Raw genomic sequence first — 14,146 nt, 5'->3', positions numbered from 1 at the left:
TGGTTACTTTTATTTTAGCAAAAGTGTTCTTATTTTTGTACAACAAAATAATCCAGATGCCAATCAATTTGACTGGTATCTGGATTTTTCGTTTAGACTTATGTCCCAAGCTCTTTTTGGCTAGTTTTCACGATAAAATGAGTTCAGTTATTTATTTCGGAAGGACTTCTAGCCATGTTTTGTAATAGTCTACAGGCTCGTCATTGTCATTAGAAGCTGTTGCTAGATAAGTAGCGATAACCCGCACAACTTGGTAGCCAATAGCTCCTAATGCTTTTTCGTGCACGAAGTAGTTATGTTGATCAATGTCCTCGGAGCTAGTTTCTAATAAGCAGGTTAAATAAAGGGCACCAGGGTGATCATCGTTACGCCATAATTCTTGATTGTCATTGGTATAATCATAATCGACTGCCAAGCCCATCTCAAAGCTAGGATTTGAGGCTTGATTTTTATATAACACAAAATTTGTTGGGCCGGCAAGTTGAACTTGAATATCTTTTGCATCATACATATCGAAAGTGACAATTTTTTGCACGTTAATGGGTTCTATCTGATAGTCACTCTCTGCCAGTAGAAAAAGATTTTCAAGTTGTTTTTTTCGACCAGTAATACCTGATAGCTTCTGCTGAAGTTCGGCTAACTCGTGTTGAACTTGAACTTCGGTATCTTCTAAAATAGTGTATATTGCCTCTGGACTTAGACGGTTGAGTTGTTTCATTTTATGAATAGGAACATTTAAATTGCGATAGAATACGACATCGAGTAATTCAATGGTTGTTTGAATGTCGAATACTCTATAATCGTTGTTGCTATCACGTTTCGTAGAAAAGATCCCCTTTTCTTCCCAGTAGCGAATAGTTGAGGCTGGAATATCAAAAAGTTTTGCGATTTCACCAATAGAATAATGCTGCTCGTCTTCCATAGTAATCTCCTTAACTTATTTTTATTTTAGTATAGCGTTTTTTGTGTTGACCTTCAAGTTACTTTAAGGTGTAGAATGAATCTCGCAGTGAAATATAGTAGCTGCTACACGCAACTAATACTTGACCTTAAAGGAGAAAAATGATGAAGAGCATGATGCAATTTTTCTATCGAAATAAGAAACTAAGTCTTTTAACAATCATAAGTCTTGCAATTCAAATTCTTGGAACACTGGCTGTCCCTTTTTTAATTGGCGAATTAATTGATACTGGAATTGCTTCTGGCGATCGAGAGTTGGTTGTTAAAATTGGGATACAAATGTTTGTAGTGGCGATGGTCGGAGGTGGTGCTGCTATCTACGGCAGCTATCTGTCAGCCAAACTTGCTGCTAAATATGGCTATGATATGCGACGTGACTTTTATAAAAAGGTTCAGTTGCTGTCAATTCAAGATGTCGAATCATTTGGAATTCCGAGTTTGTTAACTAGAATGACAAATGATGTGACAAATGTACAGCGCTCCTTGGTAATGGCCCTACAATTAATTTTGCCCGCGCCAATAATTTGTCTAGTTGCCGTCGCTATGACCTATGTGAACTCGCCGAAATTAGCTGTGATTCCTTTTGTATCGATCCTCTTATATTTAATCGTAGTAGTGATACTGTTAAAAAAAGGACTTCCGTTGTCAGTAACTATTCAGTTTCATCTAGATCGAATTGTGGTAAAAGTAAGAGAATTTTTTAATGGGATCAACATGATTCGTGCTTTTGATAATCAAGAGGAAGAAGAGCTGAAAACCAATCAACGCTTTAGTGAGTATGCTAACAGTATGAATCAGGTCAATAAAATTTTTGCTTATCTAACACCTGCCGCTTATTTGATAATGGGAGTGGTGTTTGCCTTAATTATCTGGGCGGGTGGTATTCTTGTGGGAATGAACGACATACAAATAGGGGTTGTAACAGCTGTTGTCGAATATTCTATGCAAACCCTAGCTTATTTGATTTTAGCGGCAATGGTGATTGTGACTTTGCCACGTTCTTTTGCTTCCTTGAAGCGGATTGAAGAGGTGTTAGAGAGGGTTCCTGAGATTGTCGATATGCCTGATCCGATGTCGGAGAGTGAAAAAAACAAGTTGATTTTTGCTAGCTTTAATCAGGTTCGTTTTGCTTACAATGGGTCGGAACCTGTGTTAGAGGGAATTAGTTTTGATATTTTGCGAGGAAAAACAACCGCGATAGTTGGTGGAACTGGCTCAGGTAAGAGTACTATTGCGAAGGTTTTGCTAAAGCTAACCACGATTAATAGTGGTGAAATTGTGATTGATGGTGTTATTTCGACGTTATTATCCCAGGAAACGTTACGAAATAAAATTAGTTATGTTCCTCAGAAAGCGTTCTTGTTTAATGGTACGATCGAAAGTAATTTGCGAATGGGGAATAGTGAAGCCACTGATGACGAATTAAAGCGAGCTGTCAAACTAGCACAAGCAGAGTCATTTATTGCGAATCAAGAGGGTGGTTATCAAGGGTTTGTTGCGCAAGGAGGAACAAATTTTTCTGGTGGTCAAAAACAACGATTAAGTATTGCGAGAGCATTGGTTAAGTCGGCTGAACTTTATATCTTCGATGACAGTTTCTCAGCACTTGATTATCAAACGGATGCTAAGTTGCGACAGGCTTTGCAGACAGAGATGAAAGAATCGACCTTCCTAATTGTTGCTCAAAGACTTAGTACGATCAAAGATGCAGATCACATCATTGTTTTAGATGAGGGCCGAATTGTTGGTCAGGGAACACACTTGAATCTATTAGAATCAAATAAAACGTATCAAGAATTTGCCTTGTCCCAAGGAATTGATTTGAAAGGGGGGCAATTATCAAATGAAATTCATGAATCAATCAACTAGTATCAGTCGTTTTTTAATGTTTATAAAACCAGAACGAGGCCATTTTCTATTATTGGGACTGTGTAGTTTAATCGGAAATGCCTTGGTGACTGCTATGCCGTTTGTGATGGGGATTGCAATTGATGAACTGTTGAGGGAAATAAACAAAAGTGAGACTATTGGGCTTTCGTTGTCGCAGTTGAATCAAATTCTGCTATTTCCTGTGGGTGTCATCTTAGTTTTAGCTAGTGTGAGTGCTGTATTTTCATATGTTCAAGAGCGGATGATGGCAACGTTAAGCGAGCAGGTTACATTGCGTTTGCGTAAAGAGATTTCTCAAAAATTTAAAGTATTACCTATGTCCTTTTTTGACACGCATCAGGTGGGAGATATTTTGAGTCGAACCACTAATGATATTAATCGAATCGCAGACGTATTGCTGACAGGAATTAATCAGCTGTTTTCTTCAATTGTGAACATTAGTTTAGGCATTATGATGCTTGTTTACATTGACCGTGGACTAACGAGAATTATCTTAATTTTGATTATAGGATCTAGTATTGTGACGACTTGGGTGGCAAGCAGAAACAAGAAGTTAGCAGATCGTAATCAAAGCGAGCTAGGGGGACTTAATAATCAAATAGAAGAGTTTTTTTCAGGGAATTTGGAGATTAAAACTTTTAATAAGCAGTTAGAGACAGCCAAAACAATTGATTATACGAATGCTAGACATGCTAAAGCCTTTCAAGATTCTCAATTTTTTGATTATGCAATCTATCCAGCGATACGTTTTCTTAACCAGTTAGCGTTTATTTTAAGTGCGATTATAGGAGCGGGGATGGTAATTCAAGGGGCGATGACGATTGGTATTATTCAAGCCTATCTACAATATGTCAATCAAATTTCTGAACCGATTACTAATTTCTCATACGTTATTAATGCTATTCAAGGAGCGATGGCTTCTCTTGATCGTGTATTAGGTATTTTAGATCAGCCAGAAGAATTGGCGGATGATAAGAACATTAAGTCAATTAAAAATTCAGAAGGGGAGATTGCTTTTAATCACGTAAAGTTTGGTTATACGACAGATGCTATGTTGATGGAAAATGTTAGCTTTGTTGCTCTTCCGTACAAAATGATTGCGATTGTTGGACCTACAGGTGCTGGAAAAACGACTTTAGTTAATTTATTGATGAGATTTTATGAGATTAATGGCGGGAGCATTACTTTTGATGGAACGGATATTACTGAGTTATCTCGCAAAGAACTGCGTTCAATGTTCGGAATGGTTCTTCAGAATACGTGGTTATTTGAAGGGACAGTTGCCGATAATATTGCATATGGAAAGAAAAATGCTAGTCGTCAAGAAGTTATTGATGCAGCTAAAGTAGCGCAGTGTCATCATTTTATTAAAACGTTGCCGAATGGGTATGATACCGTTATTTCAAGCGAAGGCGGAGCTCTTTCCCAAGGTCAGCAGCAGCTTTTAACTATAGCTAGAGTTATTTTAGCGAATCCACCTGTCGTTATTTTAGATGAAGCGACATCAAGTGTTGATACTCGAACCGAAGCTGAAATTCAAGAAGCGATGAGTGTTGTAACTGAAGGAAGAACTAGTTTCGTGATCGCCCACCGCTTATCGACGATTGAAAAGGCAGATTTGATACTGGTGATGGAGTTTGGAACTATTATAGAACAAGGGAACCATCAAGAGCTGTTGGCCAAAAAAGGGCTGTATGCTAAGCTACATCAAAGTCAATTTAAAGCGTAAGTTGGCCCTGTCAAGAGGTTAGATGAGGGTGGTGTAAACAAAATAATCTTATCAAAGTCCTTGACTAGTTTTTCATGTCTATCTAGTTGAGGACTTTGTTCTATTGTGACGCAAGAATTAGCTGAAGAAAAGTCCTTTTTTTGAAGTAATTTATGAGCTAAGACTTGTAATTAATCACATAATATTTTATAATTGGACTATACCAAATGACAGAATGGAGACGACAGACTGATGAATATTATTACAGTGAAAGATCAAGCGGAAGGCGGTAAAAAGGCCTTTGAACTCATCCGTAAAGGGATTGAAGATAGCAATGCAAAGGTTTTAGGGTTGGCAACAGGTAGCACACCTGTGACACTTTACGAAGAAATGGTTAAAAGTGGCTTAGATTTTAGCGAGTTAATTGCGATTAATTTAGATGAATATGTTGGATTGAAAGGGAGCGATAGCCAAAGTTATCGTACATTCATGAATGAGCATTTATTTAATGCAAAACCTTTCAAAGAATCCTATGTGCCAGATGGCATGGCGACAGATGCAGAGGCTGAATGTTCTCGCTATGATGCCATTATTGCTAATAACCCTATTGATATTCAAGTGTTAGGAATAGGTACAAACGGCCATATTGGATTTAATGAGCCGGGAACGTCTTTTGATTCAACTACTCGTAAAGTCGACTTGGTAGAATCAACAATTGAGTCTAATAAGCGTTTCTTTGAGAAAAAAGAAGATGTACCAACACAAGCCTATTCAATGGGAATTGGCTCAATTTTAAAAGCTAAAGAAATCATTTTAATTGCTTATGGCGAAGCAAAAGCTGATGCACTTAAAGGCATGATTGAAGGAGCTAAAACAGAAGACTGTCCAGCTAGTGCGTTGCAAGATCATTCTAATTTGTATGTCATTGCAGATGAAGCTGCGTTATCAAAATTAACTAAATAGTTTAGAGACTCCTCATCCCGTTTTATAAGGATGAGGAGTTTTTTTGTTCGGTATGATGCTTGAATTGTTAGTGAAATTATCGTATAATAAATTTACTAAATATTTTACTAGGAGGTTTACTCGATGCTAGAAAGATTAGAAATCGCATTTAAAGAGACATTTGGTGTAGAAAGTGAAGGAGCTTTTTTTGCTCCGGGGCGAATTAATTTAATTGGTGAGCATACAGATTACAATGGGGGCAATGTTTTTCCGTGTTCGATCTCTATGGGAACTTATGGAATCGCTCGCAAACGTGGGGATCGTTTGGTAAGAGTATTTTCTGAAAACTTGCCAGAAAAGGGGATTATTGAGTTTAGTTTGGATGATTTATCTTATGACAAAGAGGATAACTGGGCTAACTATCCCAAAGGCATGGTTAAGTATATGAAAGAAGCTGGTCATCCCGTTGAATGTGGTGTGGAGATTTATTTTTATGGGACTATTCCAAATGGTGCAGGACTGTCATCCTCAGCATCGATTGAACTCCTGACAGGTGTGATTATCCGTGATTTAATGACACTTGAGATCGAGATGCTAGAATTAGTGTTACTTGGGAAAAAAGTAGAAAATGAGTTTATTGGTGTTAATTCAGGAATTATGGACCAGTTTGCAATTGGTATGGGACAAAAAGACATGGCTATATTGCTTGACACTAACACTTTAGACTATGAAATGGTACCTGTTAAATTGGGTGACTACGACATTGTCATTATGAATACTAATAAACGAAGGGAGTTAGCTGATTCTAAGTATAATGAACGTCGTAGTGAGTGTGAAGAGGCTTTGGCACGGTTACAAAAAGGGCTAGATATTAAGAGCTTGGGAGAATTGGATAATTCGACATTTGAAGCGAATGTCGGGTTGATTGATGATGAAAGATTAATTAAGCGAGCGCGGCATGCCGTTACTGAAAATCAACGAACATTGAAGGCTAAAGCAGCTTTAGAAGCTAACCGTTTAGAAGAATTTGGCTTACTTTTGAATGCTTCTCATGAATCGCTGGCGCATGATTATGAAGTAACAGGAGTTGAGTTGGATACCTTAGTTTATGCTGCACAAAAACAACCAGGAGTTCTCGGGGCACGGATGACAGGTGCTGGTTTTGGTGGATGTTGTATCGCGTTGGTTAAACGAGATCAATTAGAGAATTTTATCAGTGTTGTTGGAGATATATATGCAGAGGCGATTGGCTATCAAGCCGATTTTTATCAAGCGTCTATTCATGAGGGGGCTGGAAAACTAGCATAGTTATTTTAAACGAAATTTGGTAAAATAGACAAGACGTCTTGACGTGTTAAAATGACTAATAGAAAGTGGGAGACACATGACAATTTTAGTATTAGGTGGAGCGGGCTATATCGGCTCACATGCAGTAGATCAATTAATCGCAAAGGACTATGATGTTGCGGTTGTCGATAATTTATTGACAGGACACAAGGCGGCGATTCACCCGCAGGCACGATTTTATGAAGGTGATATTAGAGATAAAGATTTTATGCAGGATGTTTTTAAGAAAGAAAAAATTGATGGTGTCATTCATTTTGCGGCTAGTTCACTTGTTGGCGAATCAGTCGAGAATCCACTAAAATATTTTAATAATAATGTTTATGGGACGCAGATTTTATTAGAAGTCATGAAAGAATTTGGTGTGAAGTCGATAGTCTTTTCTTCATCAGCTGCGACTTATGGTGAAACGAAAGAAAATCCAATTCGTGAAACAACGCCAACTAATCCAGAGAGTCCGTATGGTGAAACAAAGTTAATGATGGAAAAAATGATGAAGTGGACAGATCAAGCATACGGCATCAAGTATGTAGCATTACGTTATTTCAATGTAGCAGGGGCAAAACTTGACGGCAGTATCGGAGAAGATCATGATCCTGAAACTCATTTAGTGCCAATTATTTTACAAACGGCTTTGGGACAACGTAAAGAAATCACGGTATTTGGTGAGGACTATGATACACCAGATGGTACTAATATTCGTGATTATGTGCATGTCGTAGACTTGTGTCAGGCACATATTTTGGCTCTTGAGTATTTAGCTAAAGAACAGACAAGTAACGTTTTTAACTTAGGAAGTAGTGAAGGTTTTTCTGTAAAACAGATGATTGAAGCTGCACGTAAAGTAACAGGAAAAGAAATTCCTGCGACAATAGGACCTCGTCGTGGAGGGGATCCAGCAAGCTTGGTTGCTTCGCCACAAAAAGCCTATGAGATTCTTGGCTGGCAACCGCAGTATACTAATGTTGAGACTATTTTTGAATCTGCTTGGAATTGGCATCAAGCTCATCCTGCAGGGTATGATGATTAGAGAGGGGAAAAGAGTGTGTCAGTTAGTCAATTAGTCGAAGAGTATACTACTCTGGCAATTCGTTCGGGTGGTTGGATGGAGATGGATCGTCTTTATTTGCAAAATCGTCTGTTGAGCTTAGTGGGCGAAAGTGACTTTATGGAAGTTGAAAAAGTGGAGCCTCGCCCAGCCTTGGAGCTACTTGAAGCTTTAGTTGAGGTAGGGGTGAACAATCAGGTCACGGGTGATTCGCTAGCTGAGAAAGAGATATTAGAGAGTAAGATTGGCGATTTATTGACGCCGCCACCATCCGTGATTAATGCGTTATTCGCCGAGCGGTATGAGAAAGACCCTGTAGATGCGACTAATTATTTTTTTGATATTAGTCGACAAAATAATTACATTAAAACTAAATCAATTGCTCAAAATATCCTATTTCCAGTGGCAACAGACTATGGTGAATTAGAGATTACGATTAATTTATCAAAGCCAGAAAAAGATCCAAAACAGATTGCTTTGGAAAAAGCTGCACCACCAGCTAATTATCCTAAGTGTTTGCTATGTGTGGAAAATGAGGGCTATGAAGGCCGATTAACTTATCCAGCGAGAACGAATCATCGCTTGATTCGGATGAATCTAGAAGGAGAGAGCTGGGCGATGCAGTATTCACCTTATGCTTATTATAATGAACATAGTATCTTTCTAGCGGAAGAGCACCGGCCGATGGTTATCAGTCAGGAGACCTTTAAGCGTTTATTGATGATTGTTGAGATTTTTCCTCATTATTTTGTGGGATCTAATGCTGATTTGCCAATAGTGGGTGGGTCGATTCTATCCCATGATCATTATCAAGGAGGACGCCACACTTTTGCAATGGCAAAGGCGCTGATAGAAACGCCATTGAACTTGCCTCTTTTTAAAGAAGTTAGTGGTGGTATTGTTAAATGGCCAATGTCAGTTATTCGCTTGCAAAGTCAACATAAACAGCAACTAATACAGGCTTCACATTATATCTTAGAGCAGTGGAAAACTTATTCAGACGAGTCTCTTGAAATCAGAGCTTTTTCTGATGATGGGACTCCTCATCATACGATTACTCCGATTGCCCGTCGAGTGGGTGACTTGTTTGAAATGGATTTAGTTTTACGAGATAATAATGTATCTAAGGAGCATCCAGATGGGATTTTTCATCCGCATCAGGAGGTTCAACATATTAAAAAAGAGAATATTGGCTTAATTGAGGTGATGGGACTAGCTGTCTTGCCACCGCGACTAAAAGATGAATTGCTTGAAGTGGAACGTTATTTATTGGATGACGACAATCAGATTGCAGACTATCATGTGTCTTGGGCAAAGGAGTTGAAAAGTCGGTTAACTATTTCAGAAGAAACAGTTCATGAACAGGTTCAACAGGAGGTTGGTTTGATTTTTGCTCAAGTGTTAGCGGATGCCGGTGTCTTTAAGCGTGATGAGGCTGGGCAGGCAGGATTCCGTCAATTTATAGATACTTTGTAACGAGGGATGGAGCCCAGAAAGGGTGAGTAAGATAGCGACGATAAAAGATATAGCGGAGCGAGCCAAAGTCTCACCTGCGACCGTGTCTCGCGTTTTAAATTACGATAGCGAGCTGTCAGTTAGTGATGAGACTAAAAAGCGAATTTTTGAAGCAGCAGAGGCGTTAAATTATACGAAACATATCCGTCAACCTAAGTTAAGTACAGGGAAATTGGCGTTAGTTCAGTGGTATGACGAGCAGGAAGAGCTGGAGGATTTGTACTATTTGGCAATTCGTCTGGGAATTGAAAAAAAAGCAGAAGAGCTTGGCGTGGAAATCGTTAAGGTGATGATGGAGGATTTATCTGAGCTACAAGAAGCGGATGGCCTATTGGCCCTTGGCAAGTTTTCTTCTAAAGAAGTAGCCTTGTTTAGTAGGCAGACAGAAAATCTTTTATTCGTAGATTTTGATGCGATGGAATTCGGGTGTGATTCGTTAGTCGTCGATTTTAATCAAGGGGTAACGGCAGCTCTTAACTTGTTTTTAAGTCATGGGCACCGAGAAATTGGTATTTTAGCTGGAGTTGAGCAGACAAAATCAGATCAAGAAACTATTCTCGACAAACGGCTGACTTATTTTCGCGAAAAGTTGTTACAAGAAGGGCTTTATCGAGCTGATTTTGTGTGGGAAAGTGATTTTTCAGTTGAAGGAGGCTTCAAAAAAATGCAGGAGCTATTACAGACAACTGACTCAATACCGACAGCACTGTTTGTTTCAAATGATGCTATGGCTATTGGAGTGATTCGGGCCTTACAAGCGGTTGGAAAACGAGTGCCAGAGGATATTAGCATTATTGGTTTTAATGATATTAGCGTTGCGAAGTACCTATCCCCGGCTTTAACAACTGTCAAGGTCTACACGGAGTGGATGGGCGAACTAGCAGTTCAAACAATGCTGGCTTCCATTAAACAAGAAGCGCCTGTTCCTAAGAAAATAACGATTGCTCCAGAATTAGTTGAGCGGCAATCAGTGAAACATCTATAGCTGTCTGGCAAAATAGATGTTTCGTATAAAGACATGAAATCAGGAAAGGAGGGACTTTTTGTTCCTCTTTTTCTTTTTTATTAGGTTTGATAGGGCTACAAGAAAATAGGTCGTAGTTCATATTCAGTCTAGAGATTGATGTTAATTAAACGAGCGTTTGCTATTATTTAATTAGAAGAATAAAACAAGAAGACGGAGGAATAGTAGTGAAAAAATATTTGGGTATCTTAGTTATTTTGTTAGTGGTAATGGTAGGATGTGGGAAAAAAGAGCTGACAGCATCTGATTTTTCGGAAGTTAAAGTTGGTATGAGTCAAAAAGAAGTGAAAAAGGTATTAGGAAAGCCGACTGAAATTGAGAAAGACTTAGATAGTGAGCGACTGACAAAGAATCTCGCACCATTCAAAGAAGATATTTTACAGGCTGCTGATACGCTAACAAAAAGTGATGAATTAGTAAAACAGTTGAACCAAACCTTGACGAAAATCGCTGATGGAGCTGAAGTGGTTTATTATAATTACGACTATCCCTCAACAAAAGAAAAAGGCGAAGAAACATCTACCTCAATTATTTTTTGTGATGGTAAGGTTACGGCTATTATGGTAGAAGAAAATCTCCTACAGGCTTATGATATAGATTAAAAAATTGGTTTAGTCATGCTTTAAATAAATAGAATAAAAATTAAGGAGTCATTGTCACGTATTAGTGGGCAATGGCTTTTTACTGTTTGTTTAAAATATGATACAATGAGCAAGATTAACAGTGAAGGAATGGGATAAATGAAAGTATTAGCGATTGATACCTCTAATCAAGCATTAGCTGTCGCAATTTGTGAAAATAATCAAGTTATTGGCCAGTATTTAGGAACGACGAATCGAAATCATAGTCTAGTTTTGATGCCGGCGATTGACTTTTTGATGAAAGAAAATAATATTAAGCCTGATCAATTAGATCGAATAATAGTAGCTGAGGGGCCAGGGTCATATACCGGATTAAGGATTGGCGTGACAACGGCTAAAACCTTGGCTTGGACTCTAGGAATTGAACTAGTTGGCGTTTCTAGCTTAGCGGTTATTGCAGCAAATTCAGTAGATTTTGCAGGCTATCTTGTACCACTATTTAATGCCCGTCGCCAGAATGTTTATACTGGCGTTTATCAATGGCAGAATGGTCAACTCGTCTCGGTTATTCCAGATCAACATGTGGAATTAGAGAAGTGGTTGATTGGCTTACAGGAACTAAATGGTGATTTACGATTTGTCGGAGCGGATGTCTCTATCTTTAAAGAGAACATTTTAGCAGCTTTTCCGTCTAGTATTCTAGAAGAGCCTTTAATTAATGAAGTTAGTGCCGTTAGTTTGGCCCGAATTGGTTCACTTAAAGAACCCATAGAAGCGATCGAATCTTTTGTGCCAACATATTTAAAGCTAGTGGAAGCAGAAGAAAATTGGCTCGCGAATCATGATGAACAGAGGGAAAGTTATGTCGAAAAAATCTAACTTTTTTGATAAGGTTCGGGTCTTATTTACGAAGCAAATTGTTTACTTATCTAAAGAAGTGACTATTAAGGCAGAGCCTTATTTGATTAGAGAGGTCAAGTATACCGATATCCGGCATTTGATTGCAATTGAAAAGGAAGTCTATGAAGGTGAAGTTCCTTGGGGGAAAACAGCTTTTTTATCGGAATTGAATGGGCCGCAACCTGTGCTTTATTTAGTAGTGGAGTACGATCAAGAGATTGTAGCTTTTGTTGGGACGCGCTTTGATAATGAAGATGGGCATATCACTAATATTGCGGTTACTAAAGCATTTCAAGGCCGAGGTTTAGGGGCGGCTTTACTAACTGAGGTTAAGGAAACAGCTGTGAAAAGTGGTTATGAATCACTTTCTTTAGAAGTCAGAGTTAGTAATATGGATGCTCAACGGCTGTATCGAAAATTTGGCTTTGTTTCTCGTTCTGTTAAAAAGCGATATTATCATAGCAATAATGAAGATGCACTCGATATGTGCTATTTATTTGAGGATCAGCAGTGATGAGGCATAAAGATGAGTATAACGAAGAAGCGTTAGCAAAGCAGTTGTGGGGAGTTAGTCAGGAAGCTTTCGATCATGGATCACCTTGGCAAGTTTCGCAGTTTTTGGCAGATATTATTAATCAATCAAGTCATTATTTATTACTCGAAAAAAATGGTCAAGTGATTGGTTATGTCATGTTTCATTTAGTTTTGGATGAAGCTGAAGTGATCAACATTGCGGTTTTACCGGCTTATAAAAGACAAGGTTTAGCTAAAAAATTGTTAGGAGCTGGATTGAAGGAACTCGCTGAATTAGGAATTAGAACAGTGTTTTTAGAAGTTAGGGAAACAAACTACCCAGCCTTAGGTGTCTATTTAAATCTTGGATTTGAAGAAATTGGTCGGCGTAAGGGATACTATCATCGGCCAAAAGAAGATGGTTTAGTTATGTGCTGGAAAATACCGGATTAATGGGTAAAAGAATAGGGAGTTTAGTGATGAGTATTTTAAAAAAGGAACGGCAATTAATTTTAGCTATTGAAAGCAGTTGTGATGAGACAAGTGTTGCTGTGATTGAAGATGGTGACAAAATCTTATCTAATATTGTGGCTTCACAGATATTAAGTCATAAGCGGTTTGGTGGAGTGGTGCCAGAAGTTGCTAGTCGCCATCATGTTGAACAAATAACTTTGTGTATGGAAGAGGCGTTACTAGAGGCAGGTGTTAACACGAGTCAACTGAGTGCTGTGGCGGTTACTGAAGGACCAGGACTTGTTGGGGCCTTATTGATTGGAATTACTGCCGCTAAGGCCTATGCGTGGGCCAATAATTTGCCATTAATTCCAGTTAATCACATGGCAGGCCACATTTATGCAGCTAGTTTTGTCAAGTCGCTGCAATTCCCGTTAATGGCTCTGCTAGTGAGTGGCGGTCATACTGAGCTTGTCTATATGAAAGAACATGGTTCTTTTGAGATTATCGGAGAAACTCGTGATGATGCGGCTGGTGAGGCCTACGATAAAGTTGGACGTGTGCTTGGTTTAGCTTATCCCAGTGGAAAAGAGCTTGATGAGCTGGCTCATTTAGGAGAAGATACCTTTAATTTTCCGAGAGCGATGATTCGTGAGGAAAACTTTGATTTTAGTTTCAGTGGATTAAAAAGTGCCTTTATCAATCGGGTTCATAATGGGACCCAAAAAGGCGAGGAATTGAATCGACTTGATTTAGCGGCTAGTTTTCAAGCCAGTGTTGTAGAGGTGTTGGTAACAAAAACAATTCGGGCGTGTCAGCAATATGAGGTGAAACAATTAATACTGGCAGGTGGGGTAGCTGCTAATCAAGGGTTGCGAGCTGCCATGACAGAAGCGGTTACTGATCAGTTAACAGATGTTGAGTTAATTGTGCCTCCAATTCGTTTATGTGGAGATAATGCGGCGATGATAGGAGCAGCAGCCTTTGTTGCTGCTGAAAAAGGAGAGTTGGCGGATTTGTCTTTAAATGCTGATCCTAGCTTGATTTTGGAGTAGTAGCGAATTTTGGATAGTTATTTGAAAATATATGTAAAAGACTTGCTAAGTTATACTGTTAAAGGTTCTGTAATTAAGCAGAGCTAACTAAACTCACATCTTAAGGGATGCGTGGAGCGGTGCTCTAGTTGACTAGAGTTCTTCACACAGTAGAACTTAAGAGAGGAAAATACAAACCAAATTGGAGGAAACACAACATGGCAGTAATCTCAA

The 14,146-nt window shown here is 38.7% G+C and carries 13 protein-coding genes; 12 read left to right on the top strand and 1 reads right to left on the bottom strand.

What is annotated here, in order from left to right; genetic code table 11:
- Window positions 1-151: 151 nt before the first annotated feature.
- Window positions 152-922 carry a MerR family transcriptional regulator gene (locus tag AC5KOD_RS04000; RefSeq protein ID WP_496913244.1) on the bottom strand — a complete coding sequence of 257 codons (771 nt, stop codon included), beginning with the start codon at window positions 920-922 and terminating at the stop codon, window positions 152-154.
- Window positions 923-1,065: 143 nt separating this feature from the next.
- Here AC5KOD_RS04000 and AC5KOD_RS03995 point away from each other — a divergent pair, with 143 nt between their 5' ends.
- From AC5KOD_RS03995 to tsaD, 12 genes are all read left to right on the top strand, one after another.
- Window positions 1,066-2,829, top strand: coding sequence for an ABC transporter ATP-binding protein (locus AC5KOD_RS03995; RefSeq protein WP_496913243.1), 1,764 nt, complete (start codon window positions 1,066-1,068; stop codon window positions 2,827-2,829).
- On the top strand, window positions 2,804-4,579 hold the full coding sequence (locus tag AC5KOD_RS03990; protein ID WP_496913242.1) for an ABC transporter ATP-binding protein: 1,776 nt from the start codon (window positions 2,804-2,806) through the stop codon (window positions 4,577-4,579). The genes AC5KOD_RS03995 and AC5KOD_RS03990 overlap by 26 nt, the downstream gene beginning before the upstream one ends.
- Window positions 4,580-4,810: 231 nt before the next feature.
- Window positions 4,811-5,521, top strand: coding sequence for a glucosamine-6-phosphate deaminase (locus AC5KOD_RS03985; protein ID WP_496913241.1), 711 nt, complete (start codon window positions 4,811-4,813; stop codon window positions 5,519-5,521).
- A gap of 123 nt (window positions 5,522-5,644) precedes the next feature.
- A complete protein-coding gene (locus AC5KOD_RS03980; protein WP_496913240.1) occupies window positions 5,645-6,808 on the top strand; it encodes a galactokinase in 1,164 nt (387 codons plus the stop codon).
- Between the two features lie 76 nt (window positions 6,809-6,884).
- On the top strand, window positions 6,885-7,874 hold the full coding sequence (galE, locus tag AC5KOD_RS03975; protein WP_496913239.1) for a UDP-glucose 4-epimerase GalE: 990 nt from the start codon (window positions 6,885-6,887) through the stop codon (window positions 7,872-7,874).
- 15 nt (window positions 7,875-7,889) lie between these two features.
- Window positions 7,890-9,368, top strand: coding sequence for a UDP-glucose--hexose-1-phosphate uridylyltransferase (gene galT / locus AC5KOD_RS03970; RefSeq protein ID WP_496913238.1), 1,479 nt, complete (start codon window positions 7,890-7,892; stop codon window positions 9,366-9,368).
- 22 nt (window positions 9,369-9,390) lie between these two features.
- Window positions 9,391-10,392 (top strand): LacI family DNA-binding transcriptional regulator, encoded by a 1,002-nt coding sequence (locus tag AC5KOD_RS03965; RefSeq protein ID WP_496913237.1) that lies wholly within the window; start codon window positions 9,391-9,393, stop codon window positions 10,390-10,392.
- A 206-nt stretch (window positions 10,393-10,598) separates the two neighbouring features.
- The gene (locus tag AC5KOD_RS03960; RefSeq protein WP_496913236.1) at window positions 10,599-11,033 is read left to right on the top strand and encodes a hypothetical protein; all 435 of its coding nucleotides are present in this window, start codon (window positions 10,599-10,601) and stop codon (window positions 11,031-11,033) included.
- A 138-nt stretch (window positions 11,034-11,171) separates the two neighbouring features.
- Window positions 11,172-11,891, top strand: a complete 720-nt coding sequence (gene tsaB, locus AC5KOD_RS03955) for a tRNA (adenosine(37)-N6)-threonylcarbamoyltransferase complex dimerization subunit type 1 TsaB (RefSeq protein WP_496913235.1) — start codon at window positions 11,172-11,174, stop codon at window positions 11,889-11,891.
- Window positions 11,875-12,426, top strand: a complete 552-nt coding sequence (rimI, locus tag AC5KOD_RS03950) for a ribosomal protein S18-alanine N-acetyltransferase (RefSeq protein WP_496913234.1) — start codon at window positions 11,875-11,877, stop codon at window positions 12,424-12,426. Before tsaB ends, rimI (AC5KOD_RS03950) begins: the two co-directional genes overlap by 17 nt.
- Entirely contained in the window at window positions 12,426-12,878 is a 453-nt protein-coding gene (gene rimI, locus AC5KOD_RS03945; RefSeq protein WP_496913233.1) for a ribosomal protein S18-alanine N-acetyltransferase, read from the top strand. The genes rimI (AC5KOD_RS03950) and rimI (AC5KOD_RS03945) overlap by 1 nt, the downstream gene beginning before the upstream one ends.
- A 26-nt stretch (window positions 12,879-12,904) precedes the next feature.
- On the top strand, window positions 12,905-13,933 hold the full coding sequence (gene tsaD, locus AC5KOD_RS03940; RefSeq protein ID WP_496913232.1) for a tRNA (adenosine(37)-N6)-threonylcarbamoyltransferase complex transferase subunit TsaD: 1,029 nt from the start codon (window positions 12,905-12,907) through the stop codon (window positions 13,931-13,933).
- The last annotated feature ends 213 nt before the right edge of the window (window positions 13,934-14,146 follow it).

The organism is Vagococcus sp. WN80Y (assembly GCF_059621045.1).
The sequence above is the reverse complement of the archived record's forward strand: the minus strand, read 5'-3'. Positions and strand labels throughout refer to the sequence as shown.